This window comes from Nocardia sp. NBC_00403, from assembly GCF_036046055.1.
GTDB lineage: Bacteria > Actinomycetota > Actinomycetes > Mycobacteriales > Mycobacteriaceae > Nocardia.
This window is the reverse complement of the sequence record NZ_CP107939.1, coordinates 294,785-315,014: the sequence shown is the minus strand read 5'-3', so window position 1 is coordinate 315,014 and position 20,230 is coordinate 294,785. Positions and strand designations below refer to the sequence as shown.

The 20,230-nt window shown below is 66.0% G+C and carries 24 protein-coding genes; 10 read left to right on the top strand and 14 right to left on the bottom strand.

Annotation, left to right across the window (positions count from 1 at the left end; genetic code table 11):
• The first annotated feature begins 163 nt into the window (after window positions 1-163).
• Window positions 164-1,057, top strand: coding sequence for an LLM class flavin-dependent oxidoreductase (locus tag OHQ90_RS01205; protein ID WP_328406693.1), 894 nt, complete (start codon window positions 164-166; stop codon window positions 1,055-1,057).
• Window positions 1,058-1,568: 511 nt separating this feature from the next.
• Window positions 1,569-3,329, top strand: a complete 1,761-nt coding sequence (locus OHQ90_RS01200) for a DEAD/DEAH box helicase (RefSeq protein ID WP_328406692.1) — start codon at window positions 1,569-1,571, stop codon at window positions 3,327-3,329.
• Here OHQ90_RS01200 and OHQ90_RS01195 read toward each other — a convergent pair whose 3' ends face one another.
• Entirely contained in the window at window positions 3,330-3,884 is a 555-nt protein-coding gene (locus OHQ90_RS01195; RefSeq protein ID WP_328406691.1) for a hypothetical protein, read from the bottom strand. It abuts the gene before it with no gap.
• Window positions 3,885-4,663: 779 nt separating this feature from the next.
• Here OHQ90_RS01195 and OHQ90_RS01190 point away from each other — a divergent pair.
• On the top strand, window positions 4,664-5,167 hold the full coding sequence (locus OHQ90_RS01190) for a hypothetical protein (RefSeq protein WP_328406690.1): 504 nt from the start codon (window positions 4,664-4,666) through the stop codon (window positions 5,165-5,167).
• A 146-nt stretch (window positions 5,168-5,313) separates the two neighbouring features.
• Window positions 5,314-5,574 (top strand): DUF4158 domain-containing protein, encoded by a 261-nt coding sequence (locus OHQ90_RS01185; protein WP_328406689.1) that lies wholly within the window; start codon window positions 5,314-5,316, stop codon window positions 5,572-5,574.
• 72 nt (window positions 5,575-5,646) lie between these two features.
• Here the strand turns inward: OHQ90_RS01185 and OHQ90_RS01180 are convergent, their stop codons facing one another.
• Window positions 5,647-6,003 (bottom strand): peptidase inhibitor family I36 protein, encoded by a 357-nt coding sequence (locus OHQ90_RS01180; protein WP_328406688.1) that lies wholly within the window; start codon window positions 6,001-6,003, stop codon window positions 5,647-5,649.
• 223 nt (window positions 6,004-6,226) lie between these two features.
• Here OHQ90_RS01180 and OHQ90_RS01175 point away from each other — a divergent pair, with 223 nt between their 5' ends.
• Window positions 6,227-6,580, top strand: coding sequence for an IS110 family transposase (locus tag OHQ90_RS01175; protein ID WP_328412454.1), 354 nt, complete (start codon window positions 6,227-6,229; stop codon window positions 6,578-6,580).
• On the opposite strand, the gene OHQ90_RS01170 is transcribed toward OHQ90_RS01175, so the two are convergent.
• The 5 genes from OHQ90_RS01170 to OHQ90_RS01150 form a co-directional block, all read right to left on the bottom strand.
• Window positions 6,469-6,741 carry a type II toxin-antitoxin system RelE/ParE family toxin gene (locus tag OHQ90_RS01170; protein WP_328412452.1) on the bottom strand — a complete coding sequence of 91 codons (273 nt, stop codon included), beginning with the start codon at window positions 6,739-6,741 and terminating at the stop codon, window positions 6,469-6,471. The genes OHQ90_RS01175 and OHQ90_RS01170 overlap by 112 nt on opposite strands.
• Before the next feature lie 159 nt (window positions 6,742-6,900).
• Window positions 6,901-7,632: a ZIP family metal transporter gene (locus tag OHQ90_RS01165; RefSeq protein ID WP_328406687.1), complete on the bottom strand. Its 732-nt coding sequence runs from the start codon at window positions 7,630-7,632 to the stop codon at window positions 6,901-6,903.
• 187 nt (window positions 7,633-7,819) lie between these two features.
• A complete protein-coding gene (locus tag OHQ90_RS01160) occupies window positions 7,820-8,368 on the bottom strand; it encodes a TetR/AcrR family transcriptional regulator (protein WP_328406686.1) in 549 nt (182 codons plus the stop codon).
• 263 nt (window positions 8,369-8,631) lie between these two features.
• Window positions 8,632-9,852: an AI-2E family transporter gene (locus OHQ90_RS01155; RefSeq protein WP_328406685.1), complete on the bottom strand. Its 1,221-nt coding sequence runs from the start codon at window positions 9,850-9,852 to the stop codon at window positions 8,632-8,634.
• Between the two features lie 186 nt (window positions 9,853-10,038).
• On the bottom strand, window positions 10,039-11,091 hold the full coding sequence (locus tag OHQ90_RS01150) for an NAD(P)-dependent alcohol dehydrogenase (RefSeq protein ID WP_328406684.1): 1,053 nt from the start codon (window positions 11,089-11,091) through the stop codon (window positions 10,039-10,041).
• Between the two features lie 146 nt (window positions 11,092-11,237).
• Here OHQ90_RS01150 and OHQ90_RS01145 point away from each other — a divergent pair, with 146 nt between their 5' ends.
• Window positions 11,238-12,362 (top strand): S1C family serine protease, encoded by a 1,125-nt coding sequence (locus OHQ90_RS01145; RefSeq protein ID WP_328406683.1) that lies wholly within the window; start codon window positions 11,238-11,240, stop codon window positions 12,360-12,362.
• 76 nt (window positions 12,363-12,438) lie between these two features.
• Here the strand turns inward: OHQ90_RS01145 and OHQ90_RS01140 are convergent, their stop codons facing one another.
• From OHQ90_RS01140 to OHQ90_RS01115, 6 genes are all read right to left on the bottom strand, one after another.
• On the bottom strand, window positions 12,439-13,008 hold the full coding sequence (locus OHQ90_RS01140) for a vitamin K epoxide reductase family protein (RefSeq protein WP_328406682.1): 570 nt from the start codon (window positions 13,006-13,008) through the stop codon (window positions 12,439-12,441).
• Window positions 13,005-13,781 carry a DsbA family protein gene (locus tag OHQ90_RS01135; RefSeq protein ID WP_328406681.1) on the bottom strand — a complete coding sequence of 259 codons (777 nt, stop codon included), beginning with the start codon at window positions 13,779-13,781 and terminating at the stop codon, window positions 13,005-13,007. Before OHQ90_RS01135 ends, OHQ90_RS01140 begins: the two co-directional genes overlap by 4 nt.
• A gap of 184 nt (window positions 13,782-13,965) precedes the next feature.
• Window positions 13,966-14,811 (bottom strand): polyphosphate kinase 2 family protein, encoded by an 846-nt coding sequence (locus tag OHQ90_RS01130; RefSeq protein WP_328406680.1) that lies wholly within the window; start codon window positions 14,809-14,811, stop codon window positions 13,966-13,968.
• Window positions 14,812-14,948: 137 nt separating this feature from the next.
• Window positions 14,949-15,677: an ESX secretion-associated protein EspG gene (locus OHQ90_RS01125; protein WP_328406679.1), complete on the bottom strand. Its 729-nt coding sequence runs from the start codon at window positions 15,675-15,677 to the stop codon at window positions 14,949-14,951.
• Window positions 15,674-16,366: a hypothetical protein gene (locus tag OHQ90_RS01120; protein WP_328406678.1), complete on the bottom strand. Its 693-nt coding sequence runs from the start codon at window positions 16,364-16,366 to the stop codon at window positions 15,674-15,676. Before OHQ90_RS01120 ends, OHQ90_RS01125 begins: the two co-directional genes overlap by 4 nt.
• A complete protein-coding gene (locus tag OHQ90_RS01115) occupies window positions 16,363-16,752 on the bottom strand; it encodes a hypothetical protein (protein WP_328406677.1) in 390 nt (129 codons plus the stop codon). Before OHQ90_RS01115 ends, OHQ90_RS01120 begins: the two co-directional genes overlap by 4 nt.
• A 208-nt stretch (window positions 16,753-16,960) precedes the next feature.
• Between OHQ90_RS01115 and OHQ90_RS01110 the strand changes: the two genes are divergently transcribed.
• The 4 genes from OHQ90_RS01110 (at window position 16,961) to OHQ90_RS01095 (ending at window position 19,299) form a co-directional block, all read left to right on the top strand.
• Window positions 16,961-17,704, top strand: a complete 744-nt coding sequence (locus OHQ90_RS01110) for a GntR family transcriptional regulator (RefSeq protein ID WP_328406676.1) — start codon at window positions 16,961-16,963, stop codon at window positions 17,702-17,704.
• A gap of 84 nt (window positions 17,705-17,788) precedes the next feature.
• A complete protein-coding gene (locus tag OHQ90_RS01105) occupies window positions 17,789-17,995 on the top strand; it encodes a hypothetical protein (RefSeq protein ID WP_328406675.1) in 207 nt (68 codons plus the stop codon).
• Window positions 17,996-18,233: 238 nt separating this feature from the next.
• Window positions 18,234-18,938, top strand: coding sequence for a DUF2637 domain-containing protein (locus OHQ90_RS01100; RefSeq protein ID WP_328406674.1), 705 nt, complete (start codon window positions 18,234-18,236; stop codon window positions 18,936-18,938).
• Between the two features lie 25 nt (window positions 18,939-18,963).
• Window positions 18,964-19,299, top strand: a complete 336-nt coding sequence (locus OHQ90_RS01095) for a hypothetical protein (RefSeq protein WP_328406673.1) — start codon at window positions 18,964-18,966, stop codon at window positions 19,297-19,299.
• 183 nt (window positions 19,300-19,482) lie between these two features.
• Here the strand turns inward: OHQ90_RS01095 and OHQ90_RS01090 are convergent, their stop codons facing one another.
• Window positions 19,483-20,115 (bottom strand): class I SAM-dependent methyltransferase, encoded by a 633-nt coding sequence (locus tag OHQ90_RS01090; RefSeq protein ID WP_328406672.1) that lies wholly within the window; start codon window positions 20,113-20,115, stop codon window positions 19,483-19,485.
• Window positions 20,116-20,230 lie beyond the last annotated feature (115 nt).

Here is a 20,230-nt window from a genome sequence, read left to right as displayed (position 1 = left end):
GTCTCTCGGCCGCAGCCGTGTGCCACTGGTCGGGCTCCACCTGGATGGCGGTGGTGGATGGCGAAGGCGGGCCGGGCGAGATCGGGTCGGATGGATCGGGCGTCGAGCGTTGTCGACCGGGTGAGGCGCACACACGACAGGAAGCAGGGCCGACAGGATGCACGTGGACGAGTCCGTGGAATCGAGCGACGGGTTGCGGCTCGGTATCGGCCCGCACCGGTTGTGGACGGATGCGGAGGTCGAGCTGGACAACGTGGTGGAAACTGCGTGCACCGCAGAGCAATTGGGGTTCGACCATGTGATCGCGGGCAGTCATGTGCTGGCGGGGGAGTTGGGCGTCACGCCCGATCCGCTGGTCATGTTGTCGGCGATCGCGGGGGCGACATCACGGATCGGCCTTGCGACGAGTGTGCTGATTCTGCCGCTGTACAACCCGATCGTGCTCGCACACCAGACCGCGACGCTCGATCGGTTGTCGCGCGGTCGGTTCACCATGGGCGTCGGGACCGGTTGGGACCGAACCGAATTCGACGCCGTCGGGGTGCCGTTCGAGGCGCGCGGGAAGCGCACCGACGAGTACTTGGCGGAGCTCGGCGCGCTGTGGCGTGGCGAGGATCCCGGCAGGCGAATCGGTGTCGCGCCGTGCACGGCCGGTGGACCGCCGGTGTGGGTCGGCGGGCAAAGCGACGCTGCCTTGCTTCGCGCGGTGCGATTCGGCGCGGCGTGGTACGGATCCATTTCCGGGCCTGCCGAACTTGCCCGGATACGCGGCCGGCTAGCGGAACTCGCCGCCGCCTCCGGCATCGAACGCGAACTACCGCAGACGAATTCGGTGGCATTCGTGGTGCCCCCGGGATTCCCCGCGATCGACCGAGATCCTGGCCGACTGCTCGGCGGCCCACAGGCCTCGGCCACGAACATCGTCGACGAACTCGGTGCCCTGCAGCAAGCCGGCTTGGGCGCCTGCTCACTGTGGCTGCCGGTACCGACGACCGCATTTGCCGACGCGATGTCGTGGGTCGCGCAGGAGGTTATGCCACAGCTGAAGGGGCACTGATACGGGCCTCGGGCGCGGGTGTCGGTTGCGGCCGCAACACTATGCAACCCGCGACCGACGCACAGCGGGTCGGCACCCTCGCACACGGGCCGAGAGCACCAGGCCACCGGAGGTGCTGACCCGCGGTGCGGACATTTGCGGCAATGTTGCATGGCCTTCGATGACGAAAGTCACCTTCGCGGAGTGACTGACGGCTGCGCAATGGTGAAATCGCAGGCAGTGGTACAGGTGCCGTGCGGGGGTGTGGTGTCGGAAAGCGGGTTGTCGGGGCGCGGCGTCGGCTTTCCGATAGTGACCTACGACGCCCCCGCCGCAGAAGGCGCGGAACTGCGCTATGGTTGCTAGTCGGCGATTGTTGATCTTGCACGGTCGCCCTATGTCCGTCGTGGATGTCTTTCTTTCGCGTCGGCCCCGCAGCTGGGTGTCATAACACCGAACGCAGGTATGGACACACCATCCTGCGTGCCGCTGCGGTACAACCCCCGATGCCGGAAAGGCACCTGTACTTCTTATGACGACCCGTTCCTCGAGCTCTGCCCCTGTGACCTCTTTTGCCGCGCTCGGCGTGCGCAAGAAGCTGGTCGACGCCCTCGCGGCGAACGGGATCACCGCACCGTTCCCGATCCAGGCCGCCACCCTGCCCGATTCGCTCGCCGGACGTGACGTGCTCGGCCGCGGCAAGACCGGTAGTGGCAAGACGCTGGCCTTTTCCATCCCGATGGTCGACCGGCTCGCGGGCGGTGTGCGTAAGCCGGGTCGGCCCACCGGCCTGATCCTCGCCCCGACACGTGAACTGGCCACCCAGATCACCGCGACGCTCGAGCCCATGGCCGTGGCCTGCGGGTTGACGGTCACGACGATCATCGGCGGTGTCTCCCAAGTGCGGCAGAGCCGCGCGCTCGCCGCCGGCGTCGATATCGTCGTGGCCTGCCCGGGCCGGCTGGAAGATCTGATGCGTCAGCGCGTGGTGCACCTCAACGAGGTGCAGGTCACCGTGCTCGACGAGGCCGATCACATGGCCGACCTCGGCTTCCTGCCCGCGGTGACCCGGATCCTCGCGGCCACCCAGCCGACCGGCCAGCGCCTGCTGTTCTCCGCCACGCTGGACAACGGCGTGGACAAGCTGGTCAAACGATTCATGCGTGATCCCGCGTCGCACTCCGTCGACGAGGCCAACTCGCCGGTGGCCGCGATGACCCACCACGTCTTCGAGGTCGGCGGCGTCGACGCCAAGAACGCGCTCGTGCGCACCCTGGCCTCCGGCGGCGGCCGCCGAATCCTGTTCATGCGCACCAAGCATCAGGCGCGCAAGCTCGCCAAGCAGCTGACCACCGCGGGCATCCCCGCGACCGATCTGCACGGCAACCTCTCCCAGGTCGCCCGTGATCGCAACCTGGCCGCGTTTACCGATGGCTCGGCGCGCGTGCTCGTCGCCACCGATATCGCCGCGCGCGGCGTGCACGTCGATGATGTCGAGCTGGTCGTGCACGTCGACCCGCCCGCCGAGCACAAGGCATACCTGCACCGCTCCGGGCGGACCGCCCGCGCGGGCAGCGCCGGTGACGTGGTCACCGTCGTGCTCCCGGAGCAGCGCAGGGACGTCGCCGGACTACTGCGCAAGGCAGGCATCCAGGTGAGCCCGCAGCGCGTGACCGCGGACTCGGCGCCGGTGACCGACCTGGTCGGCGAGATCGCCCCCCTCGTCGCACCGACCTACAACCCGACCGCCTCCACCCACACCGGTGGCCAGGCCCGTAACCGGAACAGCCGCCCCAGCAGCGACGGACGCGGCGCCGCAACCGGTGGTGCCCGTACCCGTGGCGGTCAAGGCGCAGGCGGACAGTCCCGTAGGGACGCGGTCGCCGGTGGGTCGTCGCGGAGCCGCAACGGGCGTGGCGCGAGCGACTCGTTCGATCGCGGCACCGGCTTCGACGGCCGGTCCGAGCGTGGTGCCGGTTCGTCGCGTAACAGCGATGGTCGTGGTGCCGGCTTCGATGGTCGTTCGAGTGGCCGCTCCGAGCGTCCTGCCGGTTCGTCGCGTAACAGTGATGGTCGTGGCGGCGGCTTCGACGGTCAGTCGCGTGGCCGCACCGACCACGGTGCCGCGACCGGTGGGCAGCGCAGCCGGAACCCCCGTGGCGCAGGCGTTGCTGTTGCCCGTGGCACCGATGCCGCAGGCCGGTCCCAGGGCCGCCCCGCCCGCACAGGCACCTCGCACGTTCGCTCGACCTCCCGCGACCAGGCGGCCCAGCCCCGCGCAGGCCGACACTGATCACCCGATAGGTCCATTGCGGCCGACATCTCGACGAATCGCCTTCTGGCGCAACCGAACGACCCCTCGAGCTCGCGCTCGTAGGGGTCGTTCGGCTATCGATCCGAGATGAATGCGCCCGGCAGGTGTCCGGTCCAGATCCGGCGGTTGTCCGTCGCGGACCAGCGGTCTTGACGATTTGTGGTCTGGCGCAACCGAATGGCCCTTGAACCATTCCGTGCGGGGGTTGTTCGGCTGCTGCACCGCGAGGGACCCGGCCGCGTTGATCGCTGCGATCGTGGCGCTGCCGATGACGCTGTCCTCGACGAGCAGCGAAAGCCCTTGTCTGCCCCGGTGATCGTTGAGCAGCGCCTGCACGTAGCCGACGTCGGCGGGCACATTCGCCGCGCCCGCACCGACCGGCGCTTCCATCGGCGACACCCGCCTGGACGACAGTGTGTCCAGCGCTGCTGCGGTTGCCTCGAAGTCCTGGCGGCGCCGGATCATGGCCGCGATCGCTCCTGCCCACAGCAGTGCGGTGCATTTTCCGTCGTCGGGCGGATTGTCGACCTCCATGCACAGCCGCCACAGGATCAGTCCGTCGACATGCCATTTGATCTCGATCCCGAGGTTGTAGGCGATCCCGAAAGCGCGCTTGCGCGGGAGCTTTCTGATGAAATTCGGTCGGTATCTGTTTCCCGTCCGGTAGGGCAGGTTGGCGCCCGTCGGCGGTAGACCGCAGAGGATGTTGAACCACGCGATCTTCCGTGCGCCGCTTTCGATGCCCGTGGTGGACGAGGGTTTGATCTCGTAGAACTCCGGTGGACCAGGGAACGCGAACCGATGCGAGATGGGTTTCGTAGCTCTACGAATTTAGCCAAGTCGGCGGAAGCGGAAATTGCACTCCCGTGCGAGGTTCCGTTGCCTGAAGGTCGCTGGGGTGGCTCGGAGTTGTTGTCGCGCATGGGATCGCGGCGGACAGCGCGCCGCGCCGCCGTAGAGCGTTCGACAGCCGGGCCGGTCGCGGTAGCCGCCCATTGCAGTGTGGTCGACCACGCGGTCGTCCCGGTGGGCGAGAGTCGATGGCTGGTCAGCGCGATGGTCGCCTTCGAGCTGAGATTGGCACAACCGTGACCGCGCCGTCTCTGGAGCGCATCCGGAGCGCGTTCGAGGGTTCGCGGCAGCCTTTCTCAGTGCTCCGTACGCTGCCGCAAGGTGGCGCGGGTGCGTGGAACCTGTACCGGTGGGCGGAGTTCGGTACTTTCCCCACGAGTTCCATTGTGTCTCACTGGCATTGCAGATTAGGGTGTTATATAAGGCTGAGGTCCGGTGTCGGCCTTTGAGGGGGTGGATTCGTGTCGGAACTGGAGAAGGCTGCCGCCGAGCATGCACGGATACAGCGGGAGATCGCCCAGCGCGAGGCTCGACAGCAGGCCGAGAAGCGAGCGGCCGCGGCACGGAGGATGGGCATGTTCACGCGCCACGCCGCGGAGTTTTTCGCGTTCGCCCGCAAGCGCGGCGCTCCGCTGTTCCAGCGATATACGGAACACGACTACATCGACTTCTCGGAATACAAGCCGACTCCCGACCAATGTGTAGTGGCGGGCGGCTGGTATCCCTTCGGTGGCTTCAAGGAACCCCGATGGGCGGTGACCTCCGACGGCGCCCTCTACCTGGATTGGTATGTCCGCAACAAGAGGAACATCGTCGCGAGTCGCAAAGGGCCCTACCATTATCCGGTCGAGACACTCGAGGCCCACTTCGTCGCAGCGGCCTCGGCATTGACCACGCCGGTGCGCCTTCCCAACGGCCAACAGACCGGCATCCAACCCGACGGGACTATCGGCTACCGGCCCTGAGGAAGCACTGGTCCTGTTCGGGCAGCTGAACACAGTGCCGACCGGTCTGTTGCGGCCCTGAATGGGGGTTGAGGAACATCTGGGACGACAGTCACACTAAGCAGGCAGGGTGAATCCTGTTGTTGTGCTGATGATTTCATGTCTGGGTGACTGATGAGGGCGTGCCCGGCTACGGGTGTTTCGGTGTGTTGCCCCGGGTGAAGCTGGAACGGCTCTGCTATCTGGATGATGAGAATCGCCGGTTGATCGCGGCGCGGCGCCGGGACTACAACTGGCTCGGGTTCGCGGTGCAGGTGGTGACGGTCCGCTACCAGGGGATGTTCCTGGCTGATCCAGTCGACGTAACCACCTCGCTACGAGCACGCCGGACTGATGGCCCTTGGCTGGCGACCTCGAGAGTGGAGTAGATCTGTGCCTGAGCCCTGGCCGCCAACGGCCGCACCGTGTGTTGTGCGGCCGTGCTACGACATCCGCGGCGGTCAGCAGGAAATGCAGAGCACCAACCAGTGTGCGGTGAATCCGAGGTCGGGTACCGACCGCTGCCGAATGGTGGCATGGCGACCGCCGCCGCCCGGGTTCTCGTAGAGGTCCAGGACGTAGCTGGTGTTGTTCACCACTGACCGGGTCGGGTTGGTCGCTACTTGGCCGGCTCCTCTCCCACCGGGCGGCACCGCCTTCTGGGTTATCGTGCCGGTGTAGCCGGCCCCGGACCACAGACAGAATGCACCGCCGGGGCAGCGCCCCGAATCCGCATCCGCCGACGCCGGGACAGCGCTGATCCCGATCCCGCAGGCCAGACCTGCAATAGCCGCGAGTGCCAACAGTCGTGCACGCATGGAATTCCCCTCCCATAGAGCGGCCGAGCCGGGACACTCCCCATGTCCTCACATCAACTCGGCGCCGTCTCAGGCTACCGCATACGGCCCTGGGCGACTGGGCGAATTGTTCTGCGGAGTCGCCATCGGCCGGGGCTGCTGCCGGGCTTCGATGTCGAGGCGGGTATGAAGAAGTTCGCCGGTTGGCTGCAAGGACCTGGTTAGCCCTTTGGCGCCCACGTTGATGGAAATCGTTGGGATCAGCCATATCTCGGCAGCAGTGTTGATAGCGGAGATCGGCGACATCACACGATTCGCGAGTTCGACCAAACTCGCCCGCTACACCGGTTGCGCTCCGATTCCGGTCTACTCTTCCGACAAGGAACACCATCGACTGCACCGAGGCGGCAACCGCCGGCTCAACAGCGTTCTCTACACCGCAGCCATAGTGCAAAAGCGGTTCCACCCGAACGCGCAAGCACTCGGTCAGAGGTGCAGGTCGACATCCATGCGTTGGTGCAGGACGCGTACGACATCGACGACACCGTCGGTGACCCGATGGAACAGCGTGTGTGATCCGGCGACGAGTTCGAGGTAGCCGGGGCGGATCTCATCGCAGGCCCGGCCGATGCACGGGTTCACGGCAATGCGCTTGATGGTGTGTTGGAGTTCGCGCAGGTATCCCTCGGCCTGGTCGGCGTCCCACCGGTCGGCGGTGTAGTCCCAGATATGTTCGAGGTCGGCTTGGGCGGCTGGTATATCGCGTCTGGTCTGCGCTGTGTCCGGTCTTGCTCCCGCTATTTGTCTTCCCACCCGCAAAGCGCCTGGTCGGAAGCGGTTTCATTCGGCTAGCGCCGGATCGGGCGGATTTGCTCCTCGCCCCCCGTTTACGGGAGTCGGAGCGAGGCCCCGCAGCCGTCAGTGGCTCAACGCCGAGACCGCCAGCATGAATGCGGCGCCTCCCACGGTGCAGGCGAGGGTCAGCCGGGAGGGGTGTTGCGCGTGGGCTTCGGGGAGGATGTCGGCGGTGGCGAGGTAGAGCAGAAAGCCCGCGAAGTAGCCGAGATAGAGGCCGACTGCTTCGACGGGCACGCGGATGAGGGTGCCGATTATCGCGCCGACTACGGGGGCTATGGCGTCCAGGGCGAGCAGGGTGAGTGCTCGTTTGCGGGCACTGCCGTAGAGGGTCGTGATGGTGAAGGTATTGAAACCGTCGGCGAAGTCGTGACTGATCACCGCGATGGCGACGGCGGTGCCGACGGTCGCTCCGGCCTGGAAACCGAGTCCGATCCCGAGACCGTCGAGCGTGCTGTGAAAGATCAATCCGGCCGCCGCAAGCAGCCCCACGGACTCGAACCCGTGCTTGTGCGTACCGAATTCGTGTTCATGACCGGTGTGAACGGCAACCGCCCGCTCGATGACATGGATGGTGAGAAACCCGAACACCGTGGCGATCAGCGCGTCGGGCACCCCGAGCACAATGTGTGCGGACTCGGCTAATGCCTCCGGCAGCAGATCGAAGAAGACCACCCCGAGCATCACCCCCGCCGCCACCCCGAGCACCAAATGTCTCCGGTCCCCGATCCGCACCGCCACCAGCCCCCCGACCAGCGTCGAACACATAGACGCCAACGCCAGCAGGATCGCCATCGATCCAGCATGTGCCACCCCCGCCGCACTGACAAATCTGCCCGGCGAGTTGGTCCCGTGCTCGGCCCTCGGGCAATGAGGTGCGCGCGGGCGCGGCGAAGAGGCTTGCCGGCAGCCACTCGGCCCGCGGCGAGCGGGATATGACGGAGGGACCACGCGATAACCGCATTCGTGTCCCGCGCGTCGGTCAGGCCAGTGTGGCCAGGGTGCGGAGGCCGGTGGTGATGTCGGCGGCGGTGGGGGCGTGGTCGGGGTCGACCAGCCATTGGACGAGGAGGCCGCCGATCATGGTTTGCAGGACCGCGCCCAGGTGGGAGTCCTTGCCGGTGCGGGCGAACAACTCGCCGAGTTCGGTGCGGGCCAGGGCTTGGGCGTTACCGAGTTCGGCGCGGATCTCGGGGGAGTGCAGGGCCTGGGCCAGGCTCTCGACGTTCGCCGACCAGAGCGCGCGGTTTTCGGTGAACGAGGTGATCAGCTGCTGGAGAAAGGTGTGCAGGCGGGCCGCGGGGTCGTCGGTGTCGGTGTCGGGCAATGACGCGAGGATCTGCTGGACCGCGGTGGCGCTGGACTCCATCATCGCCTGATTCAGAAGCTTGTCGCGGGTGCCGAAGTGGTAGTTGATGGCCGCCAGATTGGTGCCGGAGGCGGCCACGATGTCGCGCACGGTGGTGCGCGCGTAGCCGCGTTCGGCCAGGCATTGTTTGGCCGCGGCCAGCAGATCTTCTCGGGTTCCCACCTCCGAACCATAGCAGTGGGGCATACATCTGTTTGTGACATATGTTTCAAACAAGCGTCAGTGATGGATGTTCAACATCTGTATGGCCGAGCGCGACCGCCCCGATCTACGAAAGCGGCCACGCAGTCCGACCCGACTCCGTGCCCGAACCGCCCGCGAGCACAGTGCTCGATTGCGCCTCCGGCGCGGGGACTTCCCCTGCCGTTGCGGAGAACGCGCATCCCGTCGAGTCGGCGCACGTAGTCGGGCCGCGCGGTCCGCGATCAGTCCGTCGGCGCTCGTCGGCTCCCGGTGAGCCGAATCGCCAACTGCCTGGTCCACTTCGGGCGATCCTTCTTGGGTGGCACCGGCAGGTCGTCGTGGATATCGGACTCGACCTCGTATCGACGGACATACGCGCCGGCGAAGGCTTGGACAGTGGCTGTCACCGGAATGGCAAGCAGCGCACCGGTTGCCCCGAGTACCGCCGCGCCCGCAAGCACCGCTCCGAACGCGACGGCGGGATGCATATCCAGGGTGGTCGCGGTGATTCTCGGTTGCAGCACATAGTTTTCGAACTGCTGGTACACGATGATGAAGCCCAGAATCCACAGCGCCGTGCTCGGGCTGTGCACCAGCGCGACGACCACCGGCAGCGCACCGGCGAGGTAGGTGCCGACCGTCGGAATGAATTGCGAGACAACGCCGACCCAGAGCGCGAGCGCGAAGGCCGACGGCACGTCGAGCACGCGCAGTGCCGCGTAGTGCGCAATGGTCGAGCAGAGTGCGAGCAGCCCGCGCGAAAAAATGTAGCCGCCGGTCTTCTCGACGGCGATGTCCCAGGCGCGCAACACATGTCGCTGGCGATGCGGCGGTAGCAGTGAGCAGACGGCGTGGCGGAAGCGCGGACCGTCGGCGGCGAAGTAGTAGGTGAACAACAGCACGCCGAGGGCTTGGAAGAGCACGCCGACCGCGGTGGTGCCGATACCCCAGACATTGCCCGCCAAGCCGTCGAGATAGCCCTCGATGGTGGCGCTGCGATCCTTGGCGATCTTCCCGATGTCGGTGCCGGACAAGTCGGTTTTGAAGGTGTGGTTGATCCAGTCGACCGCCTGGTCGGCGTATTGGGGCGCGTTCTTGACCAGCGTGGTGACCTGCTCGACGAGCAGCGCACCGAGCGTCCACACGAAGGCGACGGTGAGCACGGTCAAGGCGAGGAACACCAGTCCGGTCGCTGGTCCACGGCGCAAGCCACGGGCCGCGAGCCAGTTCACCGCGGGTTCGATCGCGAAGGCGAGGAACAGCGAAATCAACAGCACCGTCAGCAGCCCTCGCAGCCGGGTCAACAGCCAGAAGCCGCCGACCAGACCGGCCACCGTCGCCGCGGCGAGCAGGAACGCACGCAACAGCCAGGGCGGTGGCCCCACTCTCACATCGTCGGTGTTCGCCGGAGCATCGCTGCTGGCAGCCTTGTCGATCGGCGAGCTGTCTTCATCCGCAGGCACAACGCTCCTCCGCCTCTTTCAGCAGGCAATCGGGGTGCGCCGAGGCCACCTTCGAGGGTCCGCTGTCGAGCGGCCTCGGCTGCTGGGTGCGCCGGTGAGTCACCCGTGTGCATCCTAGATCCGTTGTTCCGCCGGTAATCCGAAGAACTGCCGGGGGCCGTCGACCAAGTGGATGGGCCGGGACCGCTAGATCGTTGCGGCGTCTATGACGAACCGGTAGCGCACGTCGCTCGCGACGACCCGGTCGTAGGCGCCGTCGATCTCGTCGGCCGAGATCAGCTCGATCTCCGCGCCGATGCCGTGCGCCGCGCAGAAGTTCAACATTTCCTGGGTCTGTGCGATGCCGCCGATCATCGAGCCCGACAGCGAGCGCCGGTAGGCGGAGAGGCTGAAAGTCTTGACGCTCATCGGATTCTCGGGCACGCCGAGCTGCACCAAGGTTCCGTTCACCCCGAGCAGGCGCAGGTAGTTGTCGATCGGCAAGTCGGCCGAGACGGTGTTGAGGATGAGATCGAAGCGGTTGCGCAGCTCGCGGAAGGTCTGCTTGTCGCTGGTCGCGTAGTAGTGGTGGGCGCCGAACCGCTTGCCATCGTCCTGCTTACCGAGCGAGTGGCTGAGCACCGTGACCTCCGCGCCCATCGCCGCCGCGATCTTCACCCCGATGTGTCCGAGGCCGCCCATGCCGATGATCGCGACCTTCTTGCCCGGTCCCGCATCCCAATGCCGCAGCGGGGAGAACAACGTGATGCCCGCGCACAGCAGCGGCGCGGCCACGTCGAGTCCGATGCCCTCGGGGATGGCGAGCACGAAATGCTCGGTCACCACGACCTGTGTCGAGTAGCCGCCCATCGTGTAGCCGCCCGGCTGGACGGCCGGGTCGACCGGCGTGTTGTAGGTCATGGTGGCGCCGGCTTCGCAGTACTGCTCCTCATCGGCGAGGCAGGGGCCACAGACGCCGCAGGAGTCCACCATGCATCCGACGCCGACCCGATCCCCGACCTGATGCATTGTCACCGCCGAGCCGACCGCGGCGACAATGCCCGCGATCTCGTGGCCCGGCACGCAGGGGTACTTGGCGTTGCCCCACTCGTCGCGCGCGGTGTGGATGTCGGAGTGACAGATACCGGCGTATTCGACGTCGATCAATACATCGCGCGGCCCCAGTTCGCGGCGCTCGATGGTGACCTTCTCGAAGGCGCCATCGGGCGTGGGCATGGCGTAAGCGGCAGCGGTGCTCATGCTTACATGCCTACCGCTGCATGAGCATGTTTGCCAAACTCCTCGCCGGACCTGCCCGGGGCGCGGGGGTGTTCATTGAATCTTCCCGGCGGGATGATGATCTCCAGCCACAATGGAATTCATCAGGTCTAGCGGAGCGGGAGACGATGGACGACGAATGGCATCGCGTGCCCGAGCGGGATCGGGCGGCAGGCGGTGGGCGCGCGCTCGCGCTGTTCGTCGCCGCGATGCTTGCGGTTGCCGCTTTCCTGGGGTTCCATGGCGAACTGCCGGGTTGGCCGACCGGCGAACCGGACACCTCGCCGCCCGCTTTATCGGCGCCGGTACCGCCGCTCGACCCGGTGGCGGTCGCGCACGTCGTCCAACCGGCACTGGTGAACATCAGCACCTCCAGCCACGCCTTCGGACTCGGCGCGGCCGGGTCGGGAATTGTGCTCACTCCCGACGGGCAGGTGCTGACCAGCCATCATGTGGTGAAGGGCGCGGAGACCGTCACGGTGACCGATGTCGGCAACAGGCTGGAGTACGACGCGACTGTGCTCGGTTACGACTCGGGCGCCGACATCGCGCTGCTGGAACTCGGCAACGCGGCCGACCTGGTGATCGCGACTATCGGCACTTCGTCGGATCTGCGAATGCGCGACCAGGTGCTGGCGATCGGCAACGCGGGCGGCACGGGCGGCACCCCGACCGCGATCGCCGGAAGTATCACCAATCTGAACAGCACGATCGTCGCGCTCAACTCCGCCGACCTGTCACGCAAGCCGCTGTCCAACATGCTCGAGGTCGCAGGGCCGGTCAGTTCGGGGCAATCCGGCGGCGCGCTGGCGGATCGGAATGGCGCCGTGGTCGGCGTGATCACCGCGGCGTCGGGTGAGCCGGCGCGTGAAATCGGGAGCACCGCGAACGGCTATGCGGTACCGATCGATACCGCGATGCGGGTGGTGCAGCAGATCCGATCCGGTACGCCGACCGACACCGTGCACATCGGGCCGACCGCCACCCTCGGCATTCTCATCTCGAACGCAGAGCCCGCCGGCACAGGCGCTCGCGTTGACGTCGCTATCTACGGAATGCCCGCCTACGCCGCAGGCATCGTTTCGGGTGAGGTGATCACCGCGATCGACGGGCACCCCGTCACCACGGCCCAGTCCCTGCGTGCGGCACTGAACCTGCGCCGACCGAACGACACCGTGGGACTGGCCGTCACCGGTTCGGGCCACCTCCAGCGCACGGTCCCCGTGGTGCTGACGGTCGGGCCGCCGAGCTGAACAGTGCCCGAGAACGACGACAGCCGACGGCGCCGGGCACCATCGGCCGTCGAATCGACTTGCCGGACTATCGAATTCAGGCCAGCGACAGCCAGTAGTCCTGGAAACGCAGGAAAACGAGCAGCAGCACCACCGCGTAGAAAACCGCCACAAACGTCCAGCGCCACTCCGCGATGATGCCGAGCGGTCCGCGCGAGCGACCCCATAGTTGGTCGGTGACCACCGCGAGCAGCGGTGTGATGATCGCCCACACCACCATGCAGTACGGGCACAGCGCATTGATCCGGTACAGGCTCTGGAAGATCAGCCAGCCGATGAAGGCGACGCCGAGCACGGTGCCGAGCCACAGCCCGCCCCAGATCCAGCGCGGAAACCGCACCCCGGCGACCGCGAGGACGCCGAGAGTCACCACCACGGAGAAGCCGACGATGCCGATGATCGGGTTCGGGAACCCGAACGCGGCAGCCTGATCGGTCGCCATCACCGACCCACAGGACAGGATGGGGTTGATGCTGCAGGAGGGCTTGTAATCGGGATCGGTGAACAGCTTGAAGCGCTCGACGGTCAGCGTGACCGAGGCGATCCAACCAGCGAGCCCGCCGATCAGCAGCACCCACGCGGACCGCGCCGCTGCTGCGTCGTTCACTGACCCGCGGCGGCGGCTATCGCGGGTGCGAGTCCGCCCGGTCCGAAGATCTCCTGGCTGGAGTCGATCTGCTTACCGTTGACGAACACCGACGGGGTGGACTTGATCCCGCTGTTGAGCACGTCCTTGGTCTTGTCCTGGATGTACTTGTCGTACTTGTGATCGGTGATGCACTGGGCAACGGCCGGATCGGTGTAGCCGGCGTCCTTGGCGATCTGGATCAGCTTGTCGTCGGGCAGTCCGGTGCCGCCCTCGGCGGGCTGCTGGGCGAACATGCCGGCCAGCCAGGGCAGGTACTTCGACGAATCGGACTCCGCGACGCAGTACGACGCGTTCGCCGCACGCGAGGAGTACTGGGTGGTGGATGCCTTGTCCAAGAAGGCGATCACGTTGTATTCGACCACGGCCGTGCCATTGTTTACGGCATCCTCGAGCACCTTGGAGTTGGCAGCCTCGAAGCCCTTGCACGCCGGGCACTGCAGGTCGGCGACCACGCGGACGGTGACCTTGGCGTCCGGCTTGCCGATGCGGATCGCGCCGTTGTCGGTGATGGAGCCTTGCACCGCGCCGGAACTCTGGCCGGAGGTCGCGATGGCCGGAGTGGCGCCGGGCGCGTTCTTGCGATTGTTTTTCACCGCGATGCCGATGCCGATGGCCGCGACGAGACCGATCAGCACGACTGCAACGCCGACCTGAATGAAGATCTTGCGGTTGCGGTCGGCGCGCTCCGCCACCGCCAACGGATTCTTCTTGCCACCAGGGTTGTTGCTCACCGTGCGTTCACCACGCCTTTCGCTAGCCTGCCGGTTTCCTGCCGCCACGATGGTAGTTCCGAAGCTCTGCCGGGCGTGGTCTGGCACGGCCCACATCATCCTGGGTGAACCTGAGAGATTCCGAAATTTAGCCGCAGGCGGGCCGTTTCGAGCGATATGTTGGCAGTCGCCTACGGCGAAGCGGTCAGGCCTGTTCGAGGCGGCGCTTCTGCTCCTCGACTTCGAATTTGGCGGTCGGCCAGTCCAGTTTCAGCTGGTCGAGTGCATCGATGAGCAGCTCGGTGACCGCGAGGCGGGAGAACCATTTGCGGTCGGCGGGAATCACGTGCCACGGTGCGAACTCGGTCGAGGTCCGATCCAGCATCACCTGGTAGGCCTCTTGGTAGGCGGGCCAGTAGGCGCGCTCATCGATATCGGCGGGGTTGAACTTCCAGTATTTGTCCGGTCGCTCGAGGCGTTCCATGAGCCGTTGCTTCTGCTCGTCCAGCGACACGAACATGGCTACCTTCACCAGTGTGGTGCCCTGGTCGACCAGCTCCTGTTCGAAGGCGTTGATCTCGTCGTAGCGCGGATCCCATACCTCCGGCGGCACCAGGTTGTGCACCCGCACCACGAGCACGTCCTCGTAATGCGAACGGTCGAACACGCCGAGTTGGCCGCCGCGCGGCAGCGCCTTGCGGATGCGCCACAGGTAATGGTGCTGCTTCTCCTCCTCGGTCGGTACCCCGAAGGAGGCGTGATCGACACCCTGCGGGTCCACCGAGCCGATGACGTGCCGGACGATGCCGCCCTTGCCCGCGGTGTCCATGCCCTGCAGAACCAGCAGGACATTGCGGGAGTCGCCGGAACGGCCGTTGGCATACAGCTTTTCCTGCAGGCCCGACAGGACTTCGGCGCGTTCGGCCTGCAATGCGGCGGCCGTCTTCTTGTCACCCTTGAACCCGGGCGTGCCGGAGGTGTCCAGAGCAGCGATCCGCAGGCCATCGGCCCGCAGGGCGTTGGTGGGCGGAAGAGACCAGTGCTTCGCCATCGGTCCAGCTAACCACGGCGAACTCCCGACGACGGGTCGTCTGCTCAGCTCGTGTCGGATCGGGACGTATTGATACCAGCGACTTGCAAGCCACTGCGGTGTTGCTTCGAGCAACCTGCAAGCAGTCGCTACGACTGTCAGCGGATCTGCGCGAGACGCAGGATCTGGTCGGCGAAATCCTCGTCGGAGACCGGGGTGAGCACCAGGTCGTTGGAGGAGGCGAGCAGGTAGCGGCCGTCGCTGGTGAAGTCGAGCCAGCTGCGGTGGCGGGTCGGCGGGGACATGGGATGGTCGGGCTCCACGGTCACGGTGATGAAGCCGCGGCCATCGACCGGTTTTCGGAGCGTTTGGCGGAAACGTGCGGCGCCGCGGTGGCCGTTGGTGACGAAGGGTTCGGTGCGATCCGGACTCAACACCGCGTCCTGTGGCTCCCGCATCGGGCCGAGCCTGCCCGCTTGCGCCGGGCCGATGATCTGGACCAGGCGCTGGCCCAGGGTGCGGGCGTGGCACATCTGCACGATCACCTTGTCGGAGGTGGCGACCAGGATGCCTGCGTGATTGTGCACCACAGCGGCGAAGGCGAGGATCGGGTCGGTGTCGCTGGAACCGCCGTTGCGCGGCGCGACGGTGCGCTCGCCGGAGACGGTGATGGTTGTCGCGTCGGTGCGGGCGCACATCATGAGCGCGGCGGCGAGGTCCGGGTCGGCTTGGCGGGCGAAGCGCTGCGGCAATCGCAGTGCGGCGTATTCGGTTTCGGTGCGGGTGGTGGCCGCGGGCATCATGTTGACGGGGTAGGGCCGCCGGTCCAGGCTCGTTTCATTTTCCCAGACGTGGGTGAATTCGTCCGGAGTGAGAATCCATTTCACTGCGCGCCGCCCCCGCCGACTGACGTGGGTCGAGCAGGGGTGCCCTCAGTCGAGCCCGCGGGCACCTCTGGCGGCAGCGTGAAGCGGGGGACACGGTCGCCGGAGGCGGGCATGGTCGGGGTGTAGACGTAGGTCATCGTGTCCTGGACGTCGGCCTGGGTCGTGGCAGCCGCGATGTCGTATTCCATTCTGCGCTGACCCCCGTGCACGGCCTCCGCGGCCGGGTCCTCCAGCGGACGGTACTCCACCGGCGGTGGTATGGCAGCCCGAATGGTCTGCGCAGCTTCGCAATTCAGCTCCATCAGGCGCTGCACCGTCCGGCACACCTCGTGTGCTTCGGTGCCGACCTGCACGAATGCGCGGGTGGCCTGCAGTGCGGCGTCGGCCGATCGGCCGGACCAGCGTGCGAATTCGCGGTTGGCGACGTCGGAGAAGATCTGGAATGCCTCGGCGAGCGCGACGGCGTTGGACTCCCATCCGGTCGCGACCTCGCCGAGTGCGGCCGGATCCAGGGTCTCGTGCACGAGGTCCCAGATCTCGCGATGGGTGTAGGCACCGAACCGCTCTCGTTCGGGGGCGAATACGGGATCTGTTCCGGCGCTTGCTGTTGCGGCGTCGTTCGTCAGCAGTTGCTGTCGGGTGCGGATGTCGGCGGCGGCTGCTCTTGCCGCATCCCGCGGCGCGGTCACCGTGGCTCCAGGTATTCGGTGACCAGTGCGAGGGCCGCCTTGTTCGCGGCGTCGGCGTCCTCGAACTTCTTGCCTGCCGCCAGGTATGCGGCCTTGTACAGCAGAGCTGTTTCCTGTAGGGCGGTCACCGTGTCCAGGTATTGCCTGCCCTTGTCGTCGAAACCACGCGTAAGGCCGTGTCCTGTCGGCAGATTCGGGAAGCCGGCGACCTCGGTGACGAGATATCCTGTGCTCGTGGCCTTTTGCAGGTCATCGACGAGTTTGTCGCAAGCCGCGGCGAGGTTCTCGGCGACGTCTTCGGCGAGCACGAACGGCTCGCCGCCGCCACCGGTGGCCGCCGCATAGAGTTGCCTGGCCATCCGCTGCCCGGTATCAGGTACCGCCATCTGGGTCGCCCCCTTCTGTTCGGTCCACACCCACCGCACGTGTCGGTCCACACCCACCGCACGTACTGGTTTCGTACTCTACCGGGCGGTAAGTCACGGGGTGAGCTCCTTGCCTGCGGTCGGCTGCGCAGCGCAGTGTGATGTGTGGCACGCCTGCCCGGCTACACTGGCCAGTGGTCTAGGGAGGTTTCGAAAGGGAAGGCGTCCGGTGCCCGAAATCGAAGAAGTACTCCCGAAATATCTCCAGATCTCGGGGTATATCCGCAATCAGATCGAGCGCGGCGAACTGGCTCCCGGTGCCGAAGTGCCGTCCGAGCGGGAGCTCGCGGCGAGCTGGCATGTCGCGCGTCCCACGGCGGCGCGGGCGTTGAATGAGTTGCGGCAGCGGGGGATTGTCGAGTCGCGGCGCGGATCCGGCACGTACGTGGTCGATCGCAGTGCGCTGCCGGCAGCGCGGGAGCGGGGCGATCGGGCACGGCAATACGGTTCGGCGTACTCCGAGAACGCGTCGGTGACGGTGTTGGAAGCCGGGATGGTCGATGGGCCGGTGTGGGTGCGCGAAGGCCTCGCGGTGGCGGTCGACGGCTCGGTGCTCGTTCGGAAGCGGTTGGTGTCCAACGATTCCGGTGTGGCCGAGCTCGCGACATCCTGGTTTTCGGCCGCGCTCGCCGAGATCGCACCGCGGCTGCTCGACGCCGAGCGGCTGCCGGGTGGCACCGTCGGATACCTCGAGTCCGTCACCGACCATCGCGTGTCCTACGCCCGCGATCGAGTGAGCGCGCGTCTTGCCACGGCCGACGAACGTCGCCACTTCGACCTGCCCCGTCCGGCCGCGGTGCTCGTCTACCGGTTGGCGCTACACGAGGCCGATGACGCCGTCCTGCAATTCGACGAGGTGGTCTACCCGTCCGACCGCTGGGAGTTCCAGCAGGAGTATTCCACCCGCTCGTAACCGGTTTCTGTATTGACAGCCGGTCGGCATAACTGGCATAGTCCACTTGTCGGGGTGGCATAGGCCAATGGGTGGGAGGGTGCGATGTTCGATCAACTGACCATCGGTAGCTGGGTAGTCGTGGGGGAGCACTGCTCCGTCCGCCGTGCACCCTTGCAGCGAGACCACTACCTGGCCTTCATATTCGAAAGTGGCGGAAGCGAATTCGAATTCGCCCTCACGCCGGAAATGCTGCGCCGCATGGTCGACCTCGGTGCCGCGCCGCTGCCCCGGCCGGATGAACCGGACTGAACGGCGGCCGCTCCGAATGTCCTTGCGGCGGTAGTGAAATGGTGACCACGCCCGCTGTGAAAACTGCCATTCCCTGCTGATCCCGCATCTTGTTTCGTAAACCGGACACCCGCTGCGACATAGAATGTGAAGCGGTGTCGTTCGGCTGGATCGCCATAGGTGCGTCGTTCGCGCTCGGCGACGACTTTCCCCCATGGCTTTGGTGTGTAATGCGGTGTACGCGCTACGCTTCCCCACCATGACGACGATCACACCTGTGATGGCGGAGGAATTCGACGGACCACCCGCGTCAATGCCCGGTGCGTCCAATGTGAACTGGCGGCGCTGGCTCAGGCCGCGTCCGGCGCATGCGTCGCTGGTTGTTACTGCTGTTGTTGCGGTCAAGGCATTCGAAATGTCCTTTGCCGCTTTGCACGGACTAGCCATCACAAACCGCGTCCTACCCGATCTAGCCTCCAATGTGCCGATCGCGATCGACGGTTTGGTGATCGGCTCCATGATTGCCACTGCCTCGTTCCGCAAACTGAGTGCCGGTTGGTGGTACGCGACTGGGCTGTTCGTGCTGTCGACGCTGGTATCGGTCGCCGGGAATATCGAGTACGCACGTGAGATCGGCGGTGGCGCAGTGTCGGTGGCCATCTACGCGGGCATGCCGCTGGCCTTGCTTTTCGCTGTGCATCTGACGCTGATGCTGTGGGAGCATGGACGCGCGGACGGACGCGCCGAACTCCTTGCTGTGGCGCCGCAATCCAGCGCACCGGCGTCGACCCGGCCCGAGCGCGAAGCTGATACAGCGCCGATGCGGCTCGATCCGATCGACATCGTCACGAATTCCGAACTGATCGCCGCGCCGTTCATCACCGAGCAGCCGGTGCAGGCTAAGATCACCTCGATCAAGGCGACCGAGGGCCGTCACCTGGTCCCGGCATCAGTCCGTGCGTGATCGTACGAGTTCGAATACTTCAGTCATGCTCGAATTCTTCGATGGAGTAGCTATGCCTTTTATCATTTGGCAGGACCAGGGTATTGATCAGTTTCGGGAAATAGGAGGCAGATTGGCGGCGGTCATCCTCAGTACCGTCGACCGATCCACAGCCTTGAATCAGCTCACCGAAGCGGCGGATAGCGCGGAAGCGTTCACCGATCTGTTGATCGAATATTCCAGCCGATGGTTCCACGAGAGCGGTGGGCAATCGATTCTGATCGGACCCGAGCTTTTCTGGATGCTGTCGGAGCCCACCGCACGGCAGGGGGCAATGCCATTCGAAGCCACGAATCGCACCCGGTCCTCGAGTACACGGTGAGCCAGCGTGGCCGCAAGCTATTGGTGACCTGCGTTTTCGAGGCGCTGGCACAAAGCCAGTGGATGCCGGCGAACATGAGCGAGAGCGGTGATTTCAGTATGTCCGGATAACGGACTGGCCCATCATCTTCCAGGCAGGTGGCGCGAGGCAAGGCTGCCGCCGCGTCCGGTGCGAGCAGCCGACTCACTCCGGGCGACTTGCGCTCACATACTGCAATAGGCGATGGATCCGCTGGTCGATGTCGACCAGCCCGTGCTCGGCGAACAACGTCGGGAAGATGTCGTTGTCGAAGACCCGTAGGCCACTCCAGCTGCCCACCATGCGGCTGGCGTGGCCGAACGGGTTGTCGGTCCGGTGGCTGGCGGTGATGGCTATCCGGCCGCCGGGTGCCAGGACGCGGATCATTTCACGGGTGGCGGCGATCGGGTCGGGAATGAGGTAGAGGGCGCCGAAGCAGCAGACGGCGTCGAAGATGCCGTCGGCGAAGGGGAGTCGGCGGGCGTCGCCGCGAAGGTAGCCGACGCGGGGTCCCGCGTTGTCGGTGACGGCGCGGGCGAGCATCGGTGTGGAGTAGTCGAGGCCGATGGCGTAGCCGTCGCCGTCGAGTGCGCTGCTCAGATATTTGGTGAAATTACCTGGGCCGCAGGCGATATCGAGGACTTTCTTGGAGCCCTCGAGGTGCAGGGCGGTGACGGCGTCGCGGCGATCGGCGGCGGTGGTACGGCCGCTGGCCAGGTAGAAAAGGGTTGGCCGCCAAGCTCTTTCGTATACTGCTGCCAGTGCGGGGGCGTTCATGGTGCGTCTGGCGAGGTTCACGGGGTCATCCTCGGTTCGGTCGCTATCGATGCGATGTCTGATCGAGGACGGCCGCGCTGATCAGTTGGAAATTCCATGGGCGCTCCTCGTCATCGGGCAGTCGGAGCGGCCGATT